This is a genomic window from Nostoc sp. FACHB-152 (assembly GCF_014697475.1).
Lineage (GTDB): Bacteria > Cyanobacteriota > Cyanobacteriia > Cyanobacteriales > Nostocaceae > Nostoc_B.
Map to the genome: position 1 here is coordinate 86333 of NZ_JACJRV010000015.1, position 24549 is coordinate 110881.

Annotated in this window: 16 protein-coding genes; 4 read left to right on the forward strand and 12 right to left on the reverse strand. The window is 41.1% G+C overall.

Annotated features, from left to right (window positions below; genetic code table 11):
• Positions 1-958 precede the first annotated feature (958 nt).
• Positions 959-3295 (forward strand): IMS domain-containing protein, encoded by a 2337-nt coding sequence (locus H6G76_RS14485; protein WP_190701520.1) that lies wholly within the window; start codon positions 959-961, stop codon positions 3293-3295.
• Between the two features lie 118 nt (positions 3296-3413).
• On the opposite strand, the gene H6G76_RS14490 is transcribed toward H6G76_RS14485, so the two are convergent.
• On the reverse strand, positions 3414-4703 hold the full coding sequence (locus H6G76_RS14490; protein WP_190701523.1) for a sensor histidine kinase: 1290 nt from the start codon (positions 4701-4703) through the stop codon (positions 3414-3416).
• Between the two features lie 43 nt (positions 4704-4746).
• Positions 4747-6942, reverse strand: coding sequence for an ATP-binding protein (locus H6G76_RS14495; RefSeq protein ID WP_190701526.1), 2196 nt, complete (start codon positions 6940-6942; stop codon positions 4747-4749).
• 682 nt (positions 6943-7624) lie between these two features.
• On the opposite strand from H6G76_RS14495, the gene H6G76_RS14500 reads away from it, so the two are divergent.
• On the forward strand, positions 7625-7936 hold the full coding sequence (locus H6G76_RS14500) for a hypothetical protein (RefSeq protein ID WP_242056394.1): 312 nt from the start codon (positions 7625-7627) through the stop codon (positions 7934-7936).
• Positions 7937-8156: 220 nt separating this feature from the next.
• Here the strand turns inward: H6G76_RS14500 and H6G76_RS14505 are convergent, their stop codons facing one another.
• Together H6G76_RS14505 and clpS are read right to left on the reverse strand one after the other, a co-directional pair.
• Complete coding sequence (locus H6G76_RS14505) at positions 8157-8486, reverse strand: DUF2103 domain-containing protein (RefSeq protein ID WP_190701532.1); 330 nt, start codon at positions 8484-8486, stop codon at positions 8157-8159.
• Between the two features lie 4 nt (positions 8487-8490).
• A complete protein-coding gene (gene clpS, locus H6G76_RS14510; protein WP_190701535.1) occupies positions 8491-8817 on the reverse strand; it encodes an ATP-dependent Clp protease adapter ClpS in 327 nt (108 codons plus the stop codon).
• Between the two features lie 494 nt (positions 8818-9311).
• Here clpS and H6G76_RS14515 point away from each other — a divergent pair, with 494 nt between their 5' ends.
• A complete protein-coding gene (locus H6G76_RS14515) occupies positions 9312-10820 on the forward strand; it encodes a UbiD family decarboxylase (RefSeq protein ID WP_190701537.1) in 1509 nt (502 codons plus the stop codon).
• A gap of 202 nt (positions 10821-11022) precedes the next feature.
• Here the strand turns inward: H6G76_RS14515 and H6G76_RS37005 are convergent, their stop codons facing one another.
• Entirely contained in the window at positions 11023-16761 is a 5739-nt protein-coding gene (locus tag H6G76_RS37005; RefSeq protein WP_242056395.1) for an S-layer family protein, read from the reverse strand.
• 1593 nt (positions 16762-18354) lie between these two features.
• Here H6G76_RS37005 and H6G76_RS37670 point away from each other — a divergent pair.
• The gene (locus H6G76_RS37670; protein ID WP_190701540.1) at positions 18355-19458 is read left to right on the forward strand and encodes a calcium-binding protein; all 1104 of its coding nucleotides are present in this window, start codon (positions 18355-18357) and stop codon (positions 19456-19458) included.
• 203 nt (positions 19459-19661) lie between these two features.
• Here H6G76_RS37670 and H6G76_RS14565 read toward each other — a convergent pair whose 3' ends face one another.
• The 7 genes from H6G76_RS14565 to H6G76_RS14595 form a co-directional block, all read right to left on the reverse strand.
• Positions 19662-20093 carry an EamA family transporter gene (locus H6G76_RS14565; protein WP_190701543.1) on the reverse strand — a complete coding sequence of 144 codons (432 nt, stop codon included), beginning with the start codon at positions 20091-20093 and terminating at the stop codon, positions 19662-19664.
• Between the two features lie 53 nt (positions 20094-20146).
• Entirely contained in the window at positions 20147-20491 is a 345-nt protein-coding gene (gene petJ / locus H6G76_RS14570; RefSeq protein WP_190701545.1) for a cytochrome c6 PetJ, read from the reverse strand.
• A gap of 474 nt (positions 20492-20965) precedes the next feature.
• Positions 20966-21385 carry a plastocyanin gene (gene petE / locus H6G76_RS14575; protein ID WP_190701548.1) on the reverse strand — a complete coding sequence of 140 codons (420 nt, stop codon included), beginning with the start codon at positions 21383-21385 and terminating at the stop codon, positions 20966-20968.
• Positions 21386-21756: 371 nt separating this feature from the next.
• Entirely contained in the window at positions 21757-22248 is a 492-nt protein-coding gene (psbV, locus tag H6G76_RS14580) for a photosystem II cytochrome c-550 (RefSeq protein WP_190701551.1), read from the reverse strand.
• Positions 22249-22312: 64 nt separating this feature from the next.
• Positions 22313-22579: a hypothetical protein gene (locus tag H6G76_RS14585; RefSeq protein ID WP_190701552.1), complete on the reverse strand. Its 267-nt coding sequence runs from the start codon at positions 22577-22579 to the stop codon at positions 22313-22315.
• 164 nt (positions 22580-22743) lie between these two features.
• Entirely contained in the window at positions 22744-23580 is an 837-nt protein-coding gene (locus tag H6G76_RS14590; protein ID WP_190701555.1) for a carbohydrate ABC transporter permease, read from the reverse strand.
• The gene (locus tag H6G76_RS14595) at positions 23577-24485 is read right to left on the reverse strand and encodes an ABC transporter permease subunit (RefSeq protein ID WP_190701558.1); all 909 of its coding nucleotides are present in this window, start codon (positions 24483-24485) and stop codon (positions 23577-23579) included. Before H6G76_RS14595 ends, H6G76_RS14590 begins: the two co-directional genes overlap by 4 nt.
• Between the last annotated feature and the right edge of the window lie 64 nt (positions 24486-24549).

The following is a 24549-nucleotide window of genomic DNA, read 5'->3' on the forward strand; positions in this document are numbered from 1 at the left end:
TACCATGTTAAATAGGCCGCTTTTTGACAAATCATCTGCTTTGTCTAAGCTAGGTTGTGCTGAAGACCAGAACTAAAAATTTTAGACGCTAAAACAGGTGTATTGGGAATAGAGGGAATTAGTAGGTAAATTTTGAACTTTTTCAACCGCTAACTGAGATTTACACACCCTAAATGCAATCAATGACCTCTCATACTGCCCTCTGATGTTTGTTCACTCCCAGCTCCTGTACATAGGCTATCAATCAGGATAGCTTGGTTTCTGCATATCCATGAACAATTTAGAGAAAATTGCCTCACAAAGACAGACTAGATGAAGCCAGTTTCTCAGCCTTGCATGAAGATGAGTTAAGGCTAGAGGATAGATGAATTTACCTCATTGGGATGAAAATTGCTGTCACTATCTATCTATAAGGCTTGTATATGATTTTGGGAAAAAAATCAGTACATTTCTATCTGTTTTATTTGCTGTACCTTTTTCCCTGCCTACACAAGTATTTGCCGTCATCAATCCAGATTCCTATACCTAGATAGTTGTAATTAAAACTTCATCATGATAGTATTTTTGCCTGTTTTATTAACATCTACCGTTGAAAAAATTTTGCTTTCAATACATCACAAAGAAATTTACTGAAAGCACATCAATCAGATACCATGATGATTAAAGGATACACACTGTTATTAATGGTATGTATGCTTTAGATGTCATAGATTGGGAAAAGTTATATAAAAAGGAATACTAAGAATTAAGACAATGTATCGCTGTTTCCTAGGCGAATTCAAAATATTAGGACTAAAATATGACACACATTTTGACAAGTAACAAAGTTAATTGTTGCAATATACACTGATAGTGTAAGTCCGGCACGGTATTATTCACCGTAATATTATGGCACGGTTTTACATGCCTGGAATGCTCTAGGTGGATTATGTTGATCACGGTGCAGGGGAAGTAGGCTGTGCGAATTCCGCTAGATTACTACCGAATTTTAGGACTACCGTTAGCGGCAAGTGAGGAACAGTTGCGGCAAGCATATAGCGATCGCATTGTGCAGTTGCCGCGACGGGAGTATTCTCAAGCAGCAATTTCTTCTCGTAAACAACTTATAGAAACAGCTTACGTGGTTTTATCAAATCCTAAAGAACGTAGCAGTTATGATCAGCTTTATTTGGCCCATGCCTATGACCCTGATGGTACTGCTACTGGTGCAGTCACAACAGGAAAACGCACAGAGGTTAATGTTGACCTTGATAGTCAAGGTCTGAGTATTGATATTCCCCAACAGGAATTAGTTGGTGCGTTATTAGTCCTACAAGAGCTAGGAGAATACGAGCTGGTTCTGAAGTTAGGTCGTACATACCTAGCCAATCATCAAGGTGTCGCCTCTGCAAAATTTAGCAATCATCAGCCTGATGATGACTTTCTCGAAAGTAGTGACCATCCAGATATTGTGCTGACGGTTGCTTTGGCTTGCCTAGAATTAGGGCGGGAACAGTGGCAACAAGGTTACTACGAAAATGCGGCAATTTCCCTAGAATCTGGTCTAGATATGCTGGCTAGTGAAGGGATATTTTCTAGCGTGCAGGCGGAAATTCAAGCTGATTTATATAAATTACGTCCTTATCGGATTTTAGAATTACTAGAGTTACCTTTAGAAAAAACTGGGGAGCGTCGCCAAGGGTTGGAATTGTTGCAGAGCATCCTGGACGATCGCGGCGGGATTGATGGCACAAACAACGATCTATCAGGTTTAAGTATAGATGACTTTCTGCGATTCATCCAGCAAATACGCAACTATTTAACGGTTGCCGAACAGCACAAGTTATTTGAAGCTGAAAGCAAGCGTCCATCTGCTGTAGCCACTTACTTAGCAGTTTATGCTTTGATTGCCAGAGGATTTGCCCAGCGTCAACCAGCTTTAATTCGTCAGGCTAGGCAAATGCTGATGCACCTAGGTAAGCGTCAGGATGTCCATCTAGAACAGTCACTCTGTGCGCTACTTTTAGGACAAACTGAAGAAGCCACCCGCGTCTTAGAATTAAGCCAAGAGTATGAAGCTCTAGCTTTTATTCGAGAAAAATCGCAAGACTCGCCTGATTTATTACCGGGGCTTTGTCTGTATGGCGAACAGTGGTTACAGCATGAAGTGTTTCCGCATTTTCGGGACTTGTCACGACAGCAAGCATTACTCAAAGATTACTTTGCCAGTTCCCAAGTGCAAGCATATCTAGAAGCACTCCCCACCGACGCAGAAACTACCAATGAGTGGAATGTAATTAATCGTCAACCTTTTTCCTCCGCGCCACAGCCAAATAATCAGCGTTCTTACAACCATTCTCCTGGGGTTTCTCGCCAAAATCATGCCAAAATGCCTGATTTAGATTTGCCAGAACCACAACCCTACAAAAGGACTGAGTATTCTAACTCGTCACAACCAAGGTGGAATACACCGCCTACACCAGTCGCGGCTAATCATACCCAACCGCCAGAAATACCTATGCCATCTACCGCAGAACGGCCGGAAAAAACCAATAATCATCATCTGAATGGCCACACTCAGGTAACTGCGCCGCCTCGTCCTACAAAGAAACGTAGACGGCGCAAACCTAGTCAACCTGTAAACAGAGAAGTTGGCTTAGATCATAATCGCGATCGCCGGACTCGGCAACGCCGGACGGTAAGCAGCCTAGATAAGAAAACGCGGCTAGTTTGGCTAGTATTTGCCTCATTGGCAGGTATATTAGTTCTCTGGGTGTTTGTTTCTACCACCTTTGGTTGGTTAAAAAATGTATTTTCCCCAAATCTAACTGTGGAAGGTCAACCGTTAGCGGTGCAACTCAATCAACCACCAATAGAAATTCCTGATAGCAACAGCGAGTTACTACCACCTGATGGCCCGCTAAACACTACCACAGCCGAAGAAGTCATTCGCACTTGGCTGTCTACCAAAGCAGCAGCTTTCGGGCCAAACCATGATATTGAGAGTTTATCGAAAATTTTAACTGGTTCAGCTTTATCTTTATGGCAATCAAGGGTACAGCAAGATAAGGCTGATAATCGCTATCGCAAGTATGACCACAGCGTCAAAATAGAATTTGTCAGTAAAAATGACCTAGACCCTAATCGTGCAGCAGTATTAGCTACTGTCAAGGAAGCCACTCAAATTTATGAAAATGGTCAGAGGAAAAAGCCTACTGATGAAAGTTTGCGCGTTCGTTATGATTTGATTCGGCAAGCAGGTAAATGGCGAATTCAAAGTATGTCTGTTGTCAATCAAGTAAGTAGTAACTTTTAGGAAAGAGACTAGGGGCATACCATTTCACTTTAAGTTTGATGCAAATAGACCGCTCTTGTGCAGGGGAGCAGAGGAAAAATTATTTGGATCATTTATAGGGTGAAATAGGATCAGCACTTCATTCTATCTGCACCGGAATCTGCACGACAAATTCTGTTCCTTGGCCAGGATGGGAATAACAATCAATCTTGCCGTTATGTTTTTTAGTGATGATTTCATAACTGATAGATAGCCCCAGTCCAGTACCTTTGCCAATGGGTTTGGTGGTAAAGAAGGGATCGAAAAGCTGACAATGGACTGCTTCAGGTATTCCAGTGCCATTGTCGGCTATGGAAATACTCACCCAGTTGTCCTGGCTGTGGGAGGTGCGAATGGTAATTGTGGGATTGACTGTACTAGTTTGTTCCCGATTTTCCCAGCTTGATTCTAAAGCATCGATCGCATTGCTGAGAATATTCATCAGTACTTGGTTGAGTTGGCTGGCGTAACATTCCACCAATGGCAACTGTCCATAGTCTCTGATGACTTGAATTGCTGGATATTCAGGGCTGGCTTTCAGGCGGTGTTGCAAAATTAGTAAGGTACTTTCGATACCTTCGTGGATATCAACTGCCCTGAATTCTGTTTCATCTAGGCGGGAGAAGTTGCGCAAAGAAAGCACGAGTTGGCGGATGCGATCGCTACCTATTTCTAAAGAATTGACGAGTTTTGGTAAATCTTCTTTCAGATATGCTATATCTACCTGTTTCATCCAAGCGGCAATTTTTGGATGAGGTTGAGGATGACATTCTAGGTACAACTCAAGAAATTTCATCAAATCCTGGATGTATTCTTTAGCAGGTGCGAGGTTGCCAGAAATGAAATTCATGGGATTGTTAATTTCGTGTGCGATACCTGCCATCATTTGACCGAGGGATGACATTTTTTCGCTCTGGACTAAATGCACCTGTGCTTGTTTCAGGTTTTCTAAAGCTTGAGAGAGTTCGGTAGTGCGTTTTGCAAGTGCTTTTTGAGAATGGTAGAGTTGCAGATGTACCTGAATCCGCGCCAGTGCTTCTTCGTGTTGAATTGGCTTAGTAATGTAATCTACAGCACCCAGGCTCAACCCTTTGACTTTATCTAATGAATCAGAGAGGGCAGTCATAAAAATTACGGGAATGTCGCGGGTAGCGGAGTTTGCTTTTAACCGTTGACAGGTTTCAAAACCGTCAATCCCTGGCATCATCACATCCAGCAAGATGATATCAGGATGATAGGACTGGAGACGTTGCAGGGCGGCTTCTCCACTTTTTGCGATCGCTACTCGATAACCTATTTCAGTCAGAACATCAAATAAAACTTGAATATTGGTTGGGTTATCATCCACTACTAAAACTGTGGCGGCTGGGATTGCGGTTTCAACGGACATTGGTAAACTCCTGAATCTGTGAGTCAGCTAATAAATCAAAACGTTAGATATGGGGTTTGAGCAAATTGAGAATTGCTTCGTCATCAAAGCTTTGGCTCAATTCCAGTAGTTTGTTCGCAAAGGTAGTGTATTCGGAATTTAGCTGCTTCAAGCGATTAGCCTCTTGCTGGATGTCAGCCATGAAACCATCCTGGGCGGCTTGATAAAGGGCTGTCAGTTCTTCTGATGGTGGCATTACCAATTCTGCTGCATGAGAAACAAGCAAGGATGGTTCAAATTCTGCTGTTGTTTCATAAATCCACTGCAATTGGAGGTGGCGTTGTAATTCGCCTAATAATCCGTTGAACTCAATTGGCTTGGGGAAAAAGCTATTGCAGCCTGCATCCATTGCTTGCTGCATATCTACCTGAGACAAGCTGGCTGGAGAGGCAATAATTGGCGTGTGGGCAAAATCTGGTAATTGACGCAGGCGACGTGTCATTTCCAGTCCATTCATTTTGGACATGATGACATCAGTGATAATCAAGTCGGGGCGCAGCTGGAGGGCTGTATCTAATCCTAATTGTCCATCCTCAGCCTCCGTTAGTTTGAAGCCCAGAGGTTGCAGCATTCCGACAATTACAGCCCGGTTTTCTACGCGATCGTCAATTACTAAAATTTTGCGTCGTTCGCCTTGGTAGCCGATGATTTTTTGATTGACAGTCGCAGTCTGGGTCAGCCAATCGGCAGCTATGGGCAAATTTACTTCAAAGCAAAAAGTGCTGCCTTTACCAAGGGTGCTGTTAACTTGGATATTACTGCCCATCATCTGTACAATTTGCTGACTGATGGCTAGTCCTAATCCCGTACCTTCACTATTGCGATCGCGCTTGCCTGCTTGCTCAAAAGGTAAAAATATGATGTGCAATTTATCCGATGGAATGCCAATACCTGTATCTTCCACCCGGAAGCGAATTGTATTCGATGGATGATCACCTGTTTCAACTACTTCCACCGTAAATGTCACATTACCAAAGTCGGTAAACTTTACTGCATTACTCAGAAGGTTGAGTAAAACCTGGCGTAGGCGTTTATCATCGGCATGAACTGCGGTAGGTAAATTAGCACTCGGCCGATAATCGAAAACGATACCCTTTTGTTCAGCTTTGATACGGCAGATTTCTACGGTAGTGGTGAGGAAGTTTGCTAGATGGAAATCTTGGGGATAAAGATCCATCTTCTGCACTTCTAATTTGGAGAGGTCGAGAATATCATTAATTAGCGTCAGCAGGTGAGAACCACATTGATGAATTACGTTTAATCCCTTATGTTGTTTGGGAGTGGTATCTGGCTCGCGTTGAAGAATCTGAACATATCCCAAAATCCCGTTAAGCGGGGTGCGGAGTTCGTGGTTCATGTTGGCGAGAAATTCGCTTTTAGCATGGTTGGCTACTATTGCGTCTTCTTTAGCTTGTTGTAGTTGAGATGTATATTGCTCTTTTTCATTCAAAAGTGCTTTGACTCGTTGAATGAGATTATTGAAAGCAGTTGCTAGAGTACCTGTTTCATCATTAGTAGTGACTGGGACTTGCAGATCAAAGTTAGATGCTTGTGTAACTTGCAATGCCACCTCTGTGACTGCTTTTAACGGTCTGGCAATGCTAGTGGAAATCTGCAACCCTACAAATAGTGCTAGAAGCACACAGCCTAGACTGGTCATGAAAATCACAATCATGGTGGGTCTAGCTTGGGTTAGTGCCTCTTTGTACAACGATGACCACTCTAAAATAACAGCACCATTAACTTGATTTTGCGCTGTTTTTAGTGGTACGACAATGAGGTTAATACCTTGAGGATAATCTTCACTCTTCTCTATAAATATTCTTGGTTTTCCATCTTGCATAGTTTGCTGAGTTTCATTCTCTTGGTCGTGTTCGAGAATGGTTCCTATATCTTCAGGAACGGCATCTGCCAAAATCAACTTTTGCCGATTGATTACCTCAATGTCGCGGTTTTGTAATTTGTGCAACTGCATAATATATTCTTGCAGTTTGCCTAAATGCTCTTGGGCAATGGACTCTCTATTGTTGTGACTATAGTAATTGATAGAACTAGCAATCAGTTGAGCAACGTTTTCTGCTTCTGCGATCGCCAGAGTTTCAGCAATTTTTTGACTTTGGACGACGGCAACCGCGCCAACTACGCCAGTCAATAAGGAAACACCAATAAAACTTCCAACTAGTTTGTGTGCAATTTTCATAGCGATCGCATGGTTGGGTCATCTCAGTAAATTTGGCAATCTGAAGCACACTGATACACACCGTTATCAGTGTGAATTGCCTTACTTAAGATAATTCCCTAATATTTTTCAGTATTAACAACTTTTTATACCGATATTCCATTTTTAAATTGAATCAAACTTTACTTTTACTCCTACGTTGCGCTCAAACACAATATTTCTAATCCCCACTCCCAGCACAAATTGCTATATAGTCAGGACTGACGCACAAAGATAATCTGTTGAAGCTGGGTGTAGGGGTTTTGGATAGATACACCCCTTCACTCACACACCCTTGCACCCTTCCCCAAATACTTGATTTTTCGTTTTCATACGTAAGTCCTAATAGTAATTCTATTTGATTTACAAACTGCTTATGGGAGCAGGCAATAAGTAATAAATTTGTTTGCAACTGATTTAGAATTGCTATATCTGACTGCAAATTAATATCAATTCAATCTGCTTTGCTATGACTTTTATAAAATCTTTAACTTAGTTTTTATTAAAAATATTTAGTTTAGTAAACTGTAATCAAATATTTGCAGTTTGTAACATTAATGTGGTTGCTTATTGCAGTTTGTAAATATTTTGTGTAACTAGAAGGAATATTCCTTTAGACTTAATCTCAATTGCAAAAGTATTGGGATCGAGGCAAATGCATTCGATGAGTTTTTTGTGTCATGAATTTGTGGTTGCAGTCTCTTTTTGTGCTTGTATTCTGGGTTTGGTAATGCTTTGGGACGGTAAGCAACCAAAAGATAATATGGAAGAAACAGAGAAGATTTTATTTAGAATGAGCTTTTCTTACTGGCTGGTATATTGTGTTGCTTTTGGTCTAGAGAAGCTCATCTTACCTGACTGGGAATCTGTAGTGATGTCTTTGAGAATTACGACCGCATTAGCGTATTTTTTAACTTTTTCTTGCATTCTCAGTTTACCGCTACATAAATTTGCAGTCCGCCGCGTTGAAGAATAATCAACTGAAGTATGTAGAAGCGTACCGCTAAAGCGAAACTCGTTCGGCAAAGCCGTTCCCGAAGGGTAGAGTAGCGGTTTGCCGCAGGCTAGGCTGAAGTCTAAAGTCTGAAATAGTAATAACCATAAAGGTATTGGGGATCAGTGAGGTTTGTACCAACTTTTTTAGTCAACAAATCTCGAATACCAACTATGAACTTTTGACTATGCACTAGTAACTATTAAGCTGATTGTTTCATGGCGATCGCAATAGCTGTTTGAAGTTCATCCTGTACTAAACTAGTCAGGATGAAAACTTCTTGTACTGTTTTGCCTTGTCTGGCAATGATTTTATAACCCCCGCGAATTGGTACAGATATGCGTAATTGCATCTTTGGACAATGACCTTTTACCCGCCCAATTACGCCTGGGGTAACGGTATTAATTCCATCCTGCTGACACAGAAGTTCTAAAATTGGGATAAGTCCGGGAAGATGGGTAGAGTGATTCCAAACGAGTCTGCCATCTTTGCGGTTGTTGCCTTTTTGGGAGCCTTTGGTAGATTTATCCATGATATTAAGCTGCTTCTAGCGGAGCCATTGTTAAACCGGCTCGCCGCAGCTGTTGGTGATACAATTCTGCTGGTTCTTGAGGCCCTACCCAAACGATCGCTTGCCCTTCATAATGTACTTGATTAGTTAAATCCCACGCGCGATCGCTGGTCATATCAGGGATATACTTCAACAAGCACTCAGCGACGTGTTGAAAAGTATTAAAGTCATCGTTTAAAACAATAACCTTGTAATTGGGATAGGATTTGCGGACAGTTTGACTAGACCGTTCAGGAGCAACAGTTGGTGCTGTACCCATCCAGTAAACAGCTGCTGAAAGTCTTGTAATCATAAGACAGTGGCTAACAAGATTTTACAAAACTACATTATAAGTGAATAGTTTAGTCCATAGTCTAGCGTGAAAATAGGGAGTGGGGAGTAGGGAGTAGGGAATGAGGCTAAGAGTGTAGGAGATAATAACTATGGGCTATTGACCCTTGACCAAGCACAAATGACCTATGACTATTGACCAAGAATAAATAAACCTAGCAGGAAGCACATCACAACACTGCCTGCTAGGGCGTAGGTATACTCGCCATGTTTGAAGGGTAGAGCTTATTTGTAATCAATAATGTCTATCCTTAGTTAGAATAACCAAATTGCTTGTACCGCAGGGTTAAGAAAAGTCAATCAATTAGTTAACTCTTGGGGAGAGGGAACAGGCAATAGGCAATAGGCAATAGGCAATAGGTTGTTTATTCTTTACTCTCTGTTCCCTGTTCCCCAATAGCTCATAATATTAAAAAGACGCTTCATACTTCTTAACTATTTAGCTTTATTAGAACAATGGCGAGAGATTTACGCGGATTCATCAAAATTTTAGAAGAGAAAGGTCAGTTAAGGCGGATATCAGCCTTGGTTGACCCAGATTTAGAAATTGCTGAGATTTCTAACCGGATGCTGCAAAAAGGTGGGCCGGGGTTGTTGTTTGAAAATGTTAAAGGTGCTTCTTTCCCGGTGGCGGTGAATTTGCTGGGGACTGTGGAAAGAATCTGCTGGTCTATGAATATGCAGCATCCCCAGGAGTTAGAAACTTTGGGTAAAAAGCTGAGTATGTTGCAACAACCGAAACCGCCAAAAAAGATTTCTCAGGCGATAGATTTTGGTAAGGTGCTGTTTGATGTCCTTAAAGCCAAACCAGGGAGAGACTTTTTTCCGGCTTGTCAGCAAGTGGTAATTCAAGGCGATGATTTGGATTTAACCACTTTACCGTTGATTCGCCCTTATTGTGGTGATGCTGGCAAGATTATCACGTTGGGGTTGGTAATTACTAAAGATTGCGAGACAGGTACGCCGAATGTGGGTGTCTATCGCCTGCAATTGCAATCGAAAAATACAATGACTGTGCATTGGTTATCGGTGCGAGGCGGGGCGAGACACTTGCGGAAAGCGGCAGAACGTGGGAAGAAGTTAGAAATAGCGATCGCACTTGGTGTAGATCCTCTAATTATCATGGCAGCCGCTACACCCATACCTGTAGATTTATCAGAATGGCTGTTTGCAGGTTTGTATGGCGGTTCTGGTGTGCAGTTGGCAAAGTGTAAAACAGTAGATTTAGAAGTTCCCGCCGATTCCGAATTTGTTTTAGAAGGGACAATTACACCAGGGGAAGTTTTACCAGATGGGCCTTTTGGCGACCATATGGGTTATTACGGCGGTGTGGAAGATTCGCCTTTAATTCGTTTTGGGTGTATGACGCACCGCAAAGATCCGATTTATTTAACAACATTTAGCGGTCGTCCACCGAAAGAAGAAGCGATGATGGCGATCGCACTCAATCGGATATATACCCCAATTCTGCGACAACAAGTAACAGAAATTGTGGATTTCTTTTTACCAATGGAAGCCTTGAGTTACAAAGCCGCCATTATTTCCATTGATAAAGCCTATCCCGGACAAGCACGCCGAGCCGCTTTAGCATTTTGGAGTGCTTTACCGCAATTTACTTACACCAAATTTGTCATTGTCGTTGATAAAGATATAAATATCCGCGACCCACGCCAAGTAGTTTGGGCAATTAGTTCTAAAGTTGACCCCACGCGCGATGTGTTTATTCTGCCAAATACACCCTTTGACACTTTAGACTTTGCCAGTGAAAAAATTGGTTTAGGTGGACGTATGGGAATTGATGCAACTACCAAAATTCCCCCTGAAACAGAACATGAATGGGGCGCACCATTAGAATCAGATCCTGATATAGCTGCAATGGTAGAAAGACGCTGGGCAGAGTATGGTTTAGCAGATTTACAGTTAGGAGAAGTTAACCCTAACTTATTTGGCTACGACATGAAATAATATCGTGTCCGGTGAAAGACTTATCATTAAGGCCGCAGGGGGGCAGGGGAGAGGGTTTTACAGTTTCTGCACAGATGTATCAAATTACAAGTGATTAGCCGGACATGATATACAGTGTTTTGGAACATACTTAGCTTCAAGCTGTGATCAAAGAAAAAGGGTTGTATTGCTACAACCCCAATCTCTGAGCAAAGTTATTGGGTTAGAAAATCAAGTTATTTTGGCTGAAGTTACTAGCATTAAAGTTATTGAGCGTGACTAAAGTGCTAAAACTTGCGTTGCTACTAACGCCATCAGTATCAATTTGAATCAAAGTATTTGACCCCGACTGGATACCTCGGATGTAAGCGTCAGCAATTGGATTTGTGCCTGTGTAATTTAAGTTAGTAAAGAGAGTCTGTACTACCAGAACATCATCTGTGCTGCTGAAGTCGGTAATTGTATCAATACCTTCACCCAGGCTGTTAAAGACAAATCTATCATTACCAGTGCCACCAGTTAGCTTGTCGCTACCAACACCGCCAAATAGTGTATCGTTACCAGTACCACCAGTCAGAATGTCATTGCCATTGCCGCCTTCGAGATTATCATTTCCATCACCACCGTTGAGGGTGTCATTGTCGCCACCACCAAACAAGTTATTGTTTGCAGAGTTACCAGTAATAGTATTTTTCAAGGCATTACCAGTACCATCAATGGCATTAGTGCCAGTCAGGATGAGATTTTCCAGATGATCTCCCAGTGTGAAGGTAACAGCAGCCCGGACAGTATCAGTTCCCTCATTGAACGCTTCGGTAATTTGGTCGCTGTTGCTATCAACGTAATAGGTATCGTTACCAGCACCGCCAATCATTACATCATCACCAAGACCACCATCTAAGATGTCATTGCCCAGACCGCCATTCAGAGTATCGTTACCAGCGTTCCCTTTGAGGTTGTCATTGCCGTCGTTACCCGATAGGTTGTTATTGGCAATGTTTCCTGTGATGCTGTTGTTCAAGGCATTACCAGTACCATCAATGGCATTAGTGCCAGTCAGAATCAGGTTTTCTAAGGTACTACTTAGCACCCAGGAAACACTGACACGAACAGTATCAGTCCCCTCATTGAATGCTTCGATAATTTGGTCGCTGCTGCTATCAACGTAGTAGGTATCGTTACCAAGACCACCAATCATTACGTCATTACCAACACCGCCGTCTAAGATGTCGTTTCCTGCACCACCATCTAAGGTGTCATCACCAGCTTTGCCATTGAGGGTATTATTGCCACTATTACCTGTAATGGAGTTGTTGAGTGAGTTACCTGTTCCCAAGAGATTGCTTGTGCCAGTCAAAATCAGGTTTTCTACATTGTCACCCAAGGTGTAGTTAATCGATGAGCGAACTGTATCTGTTCCTTCATTGAGGTTTTCAACTACCTTATCAGCAGTGTTATCAACGATGTAGATGTCATTGCCCAATCCTCCAGTCATGGTGTCTTTGCCAGTACCACCATTTAGAGTATCGTTACCAGCTAAACCAGATAGGATATCATTGCCTTCTAAGGCTTGGATGTTGTCATTATTGGCAATATTGCCTATGAGGGTGTCATTGCCAGCAGTTCCTACAATATTTACTTCATTGTCATCATCGATGATACTGACAACGGCTGTGTTTTGACTACCAATGGTTGCACCACCAGTGGCATTAGTCAGGGTGAGGTTAAAGGTTTCTGTACTTTCTGCTAGGGTATCGTTATTGATGGGGATGGTAACAGTTTTAGATGTTGTATCTCCATTGGCAAAGGTAACTGTAATCGGTGTATTGCTGTAGTCGCTGGCTGCTGTTGCTGTTCCATCACTGAAATTAAGAGTAACACTGACTTCTCCATCACTTCCACCAGTGCGAGTCAGGGTAATTTGATTGATAGGTGTTCCATTTTCATTGACACTATAGTTAGCCCCACTAAACGCGATCGCTCCTGGTAAGAAAGAATCGTCATTAACTATCGTTAGAATTGCTGTGTTTTGACTGCCAATAGTTGCGCCACCAGTCGCACTGCTGAGGCTTAAATTAATGGTTTCATTGGCTTCAAATTGGCTGTCACTGACAATAGGAATGCTGATAGTTTTAGAAGTTTCCCCATTGGCAAAGGTAACGGTAATCGGGGTATTGCTATAGTCATCGGATGCTGTTGCTGTACCATTACTCGGCGTTACAACAACGCTAATTTCACCATTACTTCCACCAGTACGAGTTAGAGTAACTTGGCTAATGGGGGTTCCGTCTTCATTGACACTGTAGGTAGCTTGGGAGAAAGCTATAGTACCGGGAACAGCATCATTGTCAATAATACTGATAGCTGCTGTTGTTTGTGTGCCTAATGCTGCACCGTTAGTAGGGTTAGACAGCGTTAAATTAATAGTTTCTGTCTGTTCATAAACTGTGTCATTGACAATCGGTATACTAACTGTTTTAGAAGTCTCGCCATTGGCAAAAGTAACAGTGATAGGGGTGTTGGAATAGTCATCGGGTGCTGTTGCTGTACCATTACTAGGTGTTAAGGTAACGCTGACTTCACCGTTAGTACCACCTGTGCGAGTAATAGTAACTACAGTATTGGCTGTACCATCTTCATTGATACTGTAGTTGGCACTACTAAACGCCAGAGTACCAGGGAGCGCATCATTATCAACAATGGTTAAGATGGCGGTATTTTGTGTACCAATGCTTGCTCCACCGGTAGGATTGCTGAGGGTTAAATTAACGGTTTCATTACCTTCATAAACTGTGTCATTAATGACAGAGATTGCGACTGTTTTACTAGTTTCTCCGTTAGCGAAGTTAACTGTAATCGGGTTACTAATAAAGTCACTAGATGCTGTTGCTGTACCGTTGGTAGGAGTCACAATCACACTGACTGCCCCATCACTACCACCAGTACGGGTGAGGGTGACAACTGTAACAGGTGTACCATCTTCGTTGACGCTATAGTTAGCTGCACTAAAGGCGATCGCGCCAGGAAGAGCATCGTTATCGACAATGGTTAAAGTAGCTGTCTTCTGAGTTCCTAAAGCTGCGCCATTGGTAGGGTTAATCAGGGTTAGATTGACAGTCTCATTAGATTCATAGATGTTGTCGTTAACAATGGTAATAGTAATGGTTTTGCTAGTTTCGCCATCAGCAAAGTTAACGGTCATACTACTGTTATCATAATCACCAGAAGCAGTGGCAGTACCGTTAGTTAAAGCCAAGGTAACATTAGCTGCACCAATAGTTCCCTGTTCACGGGTAATTGTAATGGTGGCGTTGTTACTTTCAGGAGTACTAAAGGTAGCTTGGCTGAAGGAGAATAGACCAGATTCGTTTTGTGCTTCGATAAAAACGTTGGAATTGAGGTTTAATCCTGTGACTCCTTCAATGATGGCGATCAGTTCATCTGGTTCACTATTGGGTTTGTTAATGTAAATTGCTGTGCCAGTGATGCCATTGATTGGAGATGTACCCAGGATGTAGTTAGTTTTTGGGCCTGTCAGTTGGATGAGATCTTCACTGGCGTTAAAGCCAACAATCCGGGCGTAATCTGCTGTACCAGAGGTAGTGGCGTTGCCATCATCATAAAAGGTAGTAGCTGCATTACCGATGATGTAAATGTCTCCACCTGCACCACCTTGGAGGGTATCAATTTCTCCTAATCCAGGGTTGACGGCGTTTTGAGCGACACCGATGAGGCGATCGCTTCCACCTCCAGCAATAATAGTGTCATTACCTGCACCACCAACAATGGTGTCATTGCCATCACCAGTACGAATATTGTCATTAGCGGCTGTGCCAGTAATTTGAAAGCGCTCGATGTTAGAGAAGGATACTTGGTCGTAATTGAAGCTAGTGTTTCTGTAAGCAAAGTAAGAACCGTTGAATCCACCTGCACCGTTGCTACCAGCAGAGCTACTTATCCCTGCTGATGTGCCAGTGTAGCTGTTGCTGGAGTAATCGACAATTAACAGGTCGTTACCTGCACCGCCATCTACGTTATCGGAACCTAACCCAGCATTAATCGTGTCGTCGCCACTGCCAGTATTGATAGTGTTGTTGTTGCGCTGGGTAAAGCTGATGACATCGTTGCCGCTACCTGTGGTCAGGTTGGTAAATAGTTCAATGTTGGTGACACTTGTGCCGTCTGCTAAGGTGATGGGTGCGTGAGTTGTGCCAGTGTCATCAAAAGTAATCGCCGTGGTCAGTGTACTAAAGTTGCCATCAACTAAAGTATCGGTACCTTCGCCGCCATCAATAATGTTGATGCCTGCGCCTGCGGTAATCGTGTCATTCCCCAAACCACCTGTGATGCTGTCGTTGCCGCTACCACTAGTGATATTGTCGTTACCCTCACCTGCTGTAATGTTATTGTTTCCATTCCCAGCAATAATAGTGTCATTACCTGCACCACCAACAATGGTGTCATTGCCATCACCAGTACGAATGTTGTCATTAGCGGCTGTGCCAGTAATTTGAAAGCGCTCGATGTTGGAGAAGGATACTTGGTCGTAATTAAAGCTAGTGTTTCTGTAAGCAAAGTAAGAACCGTTGAATCCACCTGTACCGTTGCTACCAGCAGAGCTACTTATCCCTGCTGATGTGCCAGTGTAGCTGTTGCTGGAGTAATCTACGATTAACAGGTCATTACCTGCACCTCCATCTACGTTGTCGGAACCTAGTCCTGAGTTGATGTTGTCTTCGCCACTGCCAGTATTGATAGTGTTGTTGTTGCGCTGGGTAAAGCTGATGACATCGTTGCCACTACCTGTGGTCAGGTTGGTAAATAGTTCAACGTTGGTGACACTTGTGCCGTCTGCTATGTTGATAGTTTTGCTGGTAGTGTCGTCAATATTTAAACTACTGGTCGCAGAACTGAAGTCAGCATCAATGAGAGTATCGGTTCCTTCGCCGCCATCAATGATATTGATGCCTGTTCCACCTGTGATGATATCGTTTCCGGCACCACCGGTGATACTGTCGTTTCCACCCCCAGCAATAATGGTGTCATTACCTGCACCACCAACAATGGTGTCATTGCCATCACCAGTGCGAATGTTGTCATTAGCGGCTGTGCCAGTGATTTGAAATCGCTCGATGTTGGAGAAGGATACTTGGTCGTAATTAGAGAAGTTATTAGCCTCCCGATAAGCAAAGTAAGAACCGCTGAATCCACCTGTACCGTTGCTCCCAACAGAGCTATTAATACCTGCTTGTGGTGATGTGCCAGTGTAGCTGTTGCTGGAGTAATCTACGATTAACAGGTCATTACCTGCACCTCCATCTACGTTGTCAATTCCTAGTCCTGAGTTGATGTTGTCTTCGCCAGAGGTTCCGGTTATTGTGTTATTTCCGTTAGTACCTGTGAAATTTTGCTGTTCAACTGCGATCGCTTGTCCATTAATATTAATTACTGCTGAATCATTTTCTGCCTTTAACTGTGTCAATGCGGCATTACTAAGACTTTCACCTTGCACCAACGCGGAGAAAATCGCTCCCTCATCCCCAGCACTATCAGTATTATTGAGGACAGTATCAATTCGATGCCCAATTTCCTCTAATAACAATCCAACAAAATTTTCTGGGTTCGCCTGATTTGTCAGCAAAAACTCCCAAGACAGATAAATCTTATTAGTAGATGCCCCATAAGCTCCATTCGCACCATTAATATCTGCTGCATTGCGAATCTCTATATTAGGGAAAATACTAAAATCTTTTGCCAACCAAGCTGTGCCTAAAAAATCAACCTTAGCTTCTCCTCCAAAAGCTACTGCCATTTTTTGAGTAAAGTCTGAGTCATTAGCAAAAGTTTGCAATCTTTCTTGTGTAAGAAATAAAGCTTGTTCTAATGTTCTTAAAATATTTGAGTCAATGTTCAAGGGAGACTCTACAACTAAATTATTATGGAGGATGTAAGCATTATTCATTTTCTGTTTATTCTTGGTATAAGTACGTTGTAAAAAAAGGACTACAAGTTGTTAAATAACTGTCAATAGCAGCATTATCCATAGCCTGAGTAATACCAAATTGGCACAGGTAGTCTTGTGTCAAAACTCTGCAATAGGCTCTGAAGCAAGACTTGCAAGCCAATATTTAAAATTGTTGGTATAAGGCTATAGACAGATGAATTTCAGAAATTAGCATTGGTGAAAAAATAGTAGCTCTAGCTGCTTGAGTTACTAGAAAGCTTGTTTTCTTTGAGCAACTTCTGTAATGTCATTATGGAGTTTTGCCAGTTTTTAAATGCTTTAAGGCTGGCGATCGCTCTACTAAATGACTATAATTAACTTGATAGTTAAAACTCAATTTGAGTAAGCATCCTTTATCTGCTTTAGTAGCTTCTAACTTTTAAAGTTAGTATTGGTTTGCTATGAAGTTAAAACCTTCACTTTCCAACATTTTTACTGTGTTTATACTGGTTAAAATTTAATTTAGCAAAAATATTTTTAAATTTGAATTTATATTTATAAGTATACTGAATCTTTATTTTTTGCTTTCAAAAAGTAGAGATTAAACTCAGATTAATCACTTAAATTGTACTAAATATCAAGTGTTTTGTATTCATTAAATATATATAAATACTGTATGTTGAGTTGAATAAGATTATGTTAAACATCAATACAGTATTTTAAATATTTGTCTAAAAGCTAAATTGATTTTTTCAAAATTATTTATGCAATTTTTAATTTCATAAATGCATTAAATAGCTTTACTGATTATTAATAAAATTATCTTTAAATTTTATAGGTAAAACACACCAACAAAGTCAAAACACTATCAAGCAAATAAGCGTTTTAAAACAGTTGCTCGAAGGTAATAAGGATACAACATCATTTGACGTTGGTAGTGATTCAGAACAAAAAAGCACCATTTCTGATTAGTGAAACTCTATTGTATGGACGCTTAGGGATAATGAATTTAAGAATAAAAAGACACTACACAAAGTAAAAAAATGGAAATTAGTGCCTGCAAATACTAAAAAACCTAATTTAGCAAATATTCGCATATATTCTTGCTAAAAGCTTATTATTTACTGCTGGGTTTGCTTGTTGTTATAAAACTTTACAATTTAGATTGAGCATTTTTTATCATCTTGTATAGACTTACAAGTAGGTCTTCTATATGCGAGTTAGCCAGTTTATCAAAATGATAAATAAAGGTTAAAACTCAAGATTATTTATCCTTATATAAGGATAAATAATGATTCGCAGAATCTGTCAATTTCAGCCCTATCTTTTTTCACGTCTTGTCTCCAGTTACAAACTGGAAATGAGATATTTGTACAAAGCTTTCCAAGTCTAATTATAAGTTTAAGTTGACACGGATAGTGTCCTTTAGACCAATACCAAGCATCCAAAGTTTTTTGAGATGGCTGCTTTTTGAATCAGTAAAGCAGGTAGTCTCAGCCGGACATTTATTAACAAATTTCAAGTTTTTGAGGTAGTAGTAACTTCATTTCTAGAAATGAAGCTCTACTAGCTTGATATTCTCTGCAAAATAGTAAATCAGGAGAAACTATCATGGCAATAACTTGGACTCCAGGCCCAGGCCCAACTAATGGCCCAGATATCGGGACTAGTAATGCTGCGGCTGATATCTTAAATGGCTTTGGTGGAAATGATACGCTCAATGGTGGCACTGGAAATGACATTCTCAACGGTGCTGGTGGTGCTGACATCCTCAATGGCGATGATGGGAATGACATTATTAATGGCGGTAATGGCGCTGATACACTTAATGGTGGTGCTGGCACTGACATTCTCAATGGTGGTAATGGCGACGATGTTATATCGGGAAATACGGGGAATGACACTTTCAATGGTGGTAACGGTAACGACCGACTAATTTGGAATAACGGTGACGGCAGCGACCTCATTAATGGCAATGGTGGTAGCGACGTGGTTGAGGTGAATGGCGCACCTGCTGGCGATGAATTCCTCTTGGAGGGTAACGATAGTGATAACGCCATATTCGACAGATTGAACCTTGTCCCATTTACCCTAACTGTCAATGGTGTAGAAAGTTTTGAGATCAATGGACTTGGAGGCAATGATAGTCTCGAAGTTGGCAACTTAGAAGATACTGACGTAACTGCGGTTACTTTTACCGGCGGTGCAGGAAGTGACACGCTTGATGGTAGTGGTACAACTACACCATTGACTGCCTTTGGTAATCAGGGTGCTGACAGCCTCAATGGTGGGTCTGGCGATGACAGTCTCGATGGTGGGGCTGGTGCTGACACGCTCAATGGTGGGGCTGGTGCTGACACGCTCAATGGTGGGGCTGGTGCTGATGTGCTGGTAGGTGGACTAGGCCAAGATACTCTGACGGGTGGTGCTGGGGCGGATAGTTTTGTCTACAATACTGCTGCTCAGTCACAAGTTGGTTCAAGTTTGCGTGATACAATTACAGACTTTACCAGTGGTGTGGATACAATCGATTTGAAAGAAATCTATGGCGGTTCGCTCGTATTTATCGGTGCTAGTGCTTTTAATGGAATTGGTCAAGTGCGCTTCCTCGGTGGTTTGGTGCAAGCCAATCTCTCTGGCAATGCAAACCCAGACTTTGAAATCCAATTGGCAGGCGGCGCAACATTAGGTGCGGGTGATCTCGTCTTTGGCTAAGTTGCAATTATGCAATTAAATTAAGAGTGAGTGTGGTGGTTGGACTCAGAAATAGTCTAGCTACCACATCCTTATTTCGATTTATTTCGATACTGCACCAATCTTAATTAAAACGTTTCCAGTTTTATGCAGTACACCTTTCAAGGGTAGAGAGGCTAGAGGCTAGAAAATTTATCTCATCCAGATGAAAAATGCTGTAATTATCAAAGTATTAAAACTAAAGTGCCGATAACTACTAATAAATTTCCTAATATAACTTTCCAGCTTAAGGACTCGCCAAGAAACATTACAGAAAATAACAGAACTAATACCAAACTAAATTTATCGATAGGTGCAACTAATGATGCTTTTCCTGTTTGCAAAGCTCTAAAATAAAAAATCCAAGACAAGCCAGTAGCCACACCAGATAATATTAAGAACAACAAAGTTTTGGGAGAAATTTCTAAAACTCTAGCGGCATTACCTTGATAAAAGACAATTCCCCAAGCGACTACCAAAATTACAACTGTGCGGATGGCGGTTGCTAAATTAGAGTTCACATTTTCTACGCCAATTTTGCCAAATATGGTGGTTAAGGCAGCAAAACCAGCCGAGAGTAAACCATATATCCACCATATATTTGTGCTGTTGTTCATCGTTGTATCCAAGCAATCAGGGTTGCGATCGCACTACCATTTACATGAGTTTACTACCAACCCTGTTCTGATTTTTGAAAAACGTATGCAGCTACCTCCAAAATTTCTTGGGGCGTTAACTTACTTTTGAAGGGAGGCATAGCATTTTTGCCATTCTGCACCTGATGAATAATTGCTTGAATTGCGTCGGTATTATAATCTGCAAGATATTGTGATAAAGCTTCTTTGTGTAAAGTTTTCTCAGGAATTAAGATGTTACCACCACCTATGTGGCAAGAAGCACAATTGTCACTGAAGATTTTTGCACCGTTGGATGTTTCAGCCGCTAGTACTGGATAAGTAAATGTAAAATTAAACAGAGCGATCGCTAGAAATAATATTAATAAAATTCGTCTCAAGTTATTCTCCTTGTAAACAGGTTCCAGCGATTACATAACCTTATATAGAAATCCGGTTTGATTACTGAATATACTTGTGTAGGGAGGCAATAGGCAATAGGCAACAGTTTCTAAGGCTGATAACAATGTACTGATTTTTGAAAAAAATCAAATATGAATCCTATAGAATAAATCTCACTTTCAAAATTTATTTATATATATTGTAGTTTTTGTTGCAATTTAAGATTTGTGGTAATGATTGACAAATAATTTCTGAGGACAGATAGGATGTTTATTTTATCATCTTTAAACTATGAATAAAATTAGCGGTGACGAGTTCATCTCTTCCATAGCTATAAGCTGTTGAGCATTCTGGGCGGAAATAAAACTCGTCACCGCCATTTTTTGATTTTTTTGTATGTGCCAGATGGCATTTGTTAGCTTGTGAATTTTACTGAAGAGTCTAGAAAAATCTCTAGTATCTACAGTAATTTTTTAGCCTTCAACAGTGATTTTACCAACCATGCCAGCACCACGGTGAGGTTCGCAGTAGAAGGTGTATTCACCCGCAGGTGCATCTGCTGGAATGGTAGTTGTTTGTTTTTGACCAGGACTCATTAACAACTGTTTGTGAGACAGAGATTTAGCCAAATCTGCACTCTTAGCAGGGTTGTTAGCCGCATCAAATACAACGTTATGGGGAGGAACTTTGTTGTTTACCCATTCAATTGTATCGCCGGGCTTAACTGTTAACTTTTTGGGTTGGAATTCCAGCAGTCCTTTATCGCTACCCAGCTTGACTTGATAGGTTTCAGCAGATGCGGAAGGTGCAAAAACAGCAAAGCTACTTACAACTAAAATAACTGTTAAAACAGCTAGGCTCAAGCGCCGCAGGCTTGCCATAATCAATTTCATGATTTTCTCCTAACAGATGGTTTTTATTTCCCTATCTCATTTTAAATAAAATCAACGCCAAAGTATGACAATATGTCGTAGATATATTTTTTTTTATTTTGCAGCTATAAATCAATAACCAAAAATTTGGCAATCAGCAATAGTTACTACACTGCATTGCACTTAAAAATTTATGGGTAAAATTACGGCAAGCTCAACACTAAATTTCAATTACTAAAAAAATATTAAAGATTGGGAACTAGGAACTGAGAAGTATTAAGACAGAAGGCTGAAGTCTGAAGGATGAGAAAAGTCAACTTTCATACTTCTTACTTCATACTTATTTCTTCCCAGTATCTAATTCCCCACTACTCAGCAATCAGTACTGAAGTTTAGTAATAGATTTTGCCACCGCCCCACTTGCTACCGACAACTTTGGGTTGTAGTAGGATATGACCAGCGATCGCTACTAAATCATCTTCTGTGAGATTACGCATTTCTGTGAAAATATCTGCACTCTTGAGGCTAGGGTGTAATTCAGAGATTTCCTCTTCGCCATCATAAGTAGTGGGATTTTTCATGTAATCTACCAAACCTTCAATGTTGTTGCGGTTTGGTGTAGCTAGTGCTAGAGCTTCTGGTTCAAGGCCAACGTTTTGGTTTGTTTTGGTAACGCCACCAACATGACATTGAGCGCAAGCATATTGAAATAAACGTTTGCCTTCTTTCACTTGCTTCAGGCTGAGTGTGATATTGTCACCCTTGTCATTTAATGGCACTGTTCTGGTAGCTGCGTCTAGCTCCACAGCTGTAGCACTACCGACCATCAACTGAAATGCCAGCAAAACAGTAACCACAACAACGCCAATTAATCTTCTTAACATATTTCCCCTTAAAAATTTTGACGCTCAACACAGCTAAATAATGCGATGCTCAATCTCTGTGTCGTTAACGGTGGTTGTATGTTATTAAAGATTCGCTCAAGCCCGAAATCGCCCATAAGGTGACGCTGGTGTCACTTACCGAGTCGCTGGTACCTTTATAGGAAATTTCAGACGATATTTGCGCCATAATTGCTTTTGCATTTTCTAACGCCCAATGAGTTTTTTGGTATTTATAAGCAATTCCCAATTGGTGATACAGAGACAAAACTTTCTCCACAGTCATACTGTAGTCCGTTGCTATCTCTGCGATCGGTAGACCTGCAAAATTCATAATGTTTGTTAACTAACAAATAGAGATTGAGTCGCTGTAATACCAATATCACGTTAGGAGTGCAATTTGTCGCCCAAATTTCGAGCAGGGGCTGGGGAAGTTGGGCAGCAGGGGTGCAGGGGTGCAGGGGGAGTTACAAAGAACAAATAACTATTGACAAATGACTACCCTTTCCCGCCTGTAAAGGTGGCACTTTGAATAAAGTAGCGGTTGAAGAAAGCATATATACCTAAAGCAGGTAAGGTAAATACCATAGAAGCTGCCATTATGTAGTTCCAATAGCTGATGTATAGACCTTTGAATGTGTTTAAGCCTAAGGGCAGGGTGAACATTTCCGGGTCAAATAAGATAACCACAGGTAATAAAAAATTATTCCAGCTACCCATGAAGACAAAAATGGCTTGGGCTGCTAGTGCTGGTTTTGCTAAAGGTAAAACGATATATCTAAAAATTCCTAAGGTATTTAAACCATCTAATTGCGCGGCTTCTTCTAATTCTCTGGGGAAATTAACAAAAAACTGCCGCATCATAAAGATAAAAGTAGCATTAACCATGCTAGGCACAATCATGCCCTGATAAGAATTCAGCCAACCGATCGCCTTTAAAATTAAAAATGTGGGAATCAAGGTAATTTGTGCTGGTACTGCCAACACTGCCAAAATCAAAAAGAACCAAAAGTTTTTCCCCACAAAGCGCAGTCTAGCTAGGGCATAACCCGCCATTGAGTTAAATATTAAGTTTAATAGCGTCACGCTGACAGCAATAAATATACTATTGAATAGCCAACGCCAAAATAAAGGTTCTTGTAAAAAGATTTGCTTGTAATTATCTAAGGTAAAATTTTTGGGGATGAAATTACTGCCGCCATTGACTATTTCTGGTAATGGTTTGAATGATGCTGACAATGCCCATAAAAATGGTACTAAGGTAATAACTGCATAAACCGTCAGCACCAGATATAACAATACTTTCAGCCAAGAAATGCGAGAAATTTTAGTCAAATATTTTCGCCTCCAAATAAACGCCTCTGAATTAAAGTCATGGTGATGATGACTACTGCTAATAAAAATGCGATCGCAGCAGCATAACCCATCTGTAAATTACGAAATACGGCTTGGTAAATTAACAAAACTAAGGTCAAGGTCGCGTTATTTGGCCCGCCAGTTCCAGCCGAGAAAATATAAGACTGGTCAAATAATTGAAAAGTCCCAATTATGCCGATAGCTACTACAAAAAAAGTGACAGGTTTCAGCAACGGAATAGTAATATAAATAAACTGCTGCCAAGCATTTGCACCATCAAGTTCTGCCGCCTCATATAATTTTTGTGGAATATCTTGCAATGCTGCGAGATAAATCACCATATAAAATGGCGCAGTTGACCAAATATTCATAATCATGATGGCTTTAAGTGCTACAGCCGGATCTCCTAACCAGTTGTAAGTAGGTAAACCCAGGAAAGCCAGAACATCATTTAGTAGCCCATTAGTGTTATAAATCCACATAAAAATGAGCGTCAGCACTGCGGAAGAAGTTACTGTAGGCAAAAAGTAGAGGATGCGCCACCAATTTTTTCCGCGAATTCCTGAATTCAAAGTTACCGCCAAAACTAAAGCCAAAATAGTTTGAGACGGTACTACAATGGCAACATATTCTGCCGTATTTTTCAAAGCAATCCAGACGCGTTCATCTTCAACTAAGCGACTGAAATTGCGAAAGCCGATGAACTGATAGTTAATTCCGCCGAGAAGTTGAACTTTGTGTAGCGAAAGAAAGACGGCGTAGAGAATTGGTAATACGACAAAAGTTCCTAAAACCAGGATAGTCGGTGCTAAAAACAGATATCCAGCCAGATTTTCTGTTATATTCCACCTGCTGCTTCTGGGTCGTCTGCTATTTTGTAACACAATTTAACCTCCGCCTAATTCAGCATAAGCTAGTTGAAGCGATAGGGAGTGCATGATTATTTAT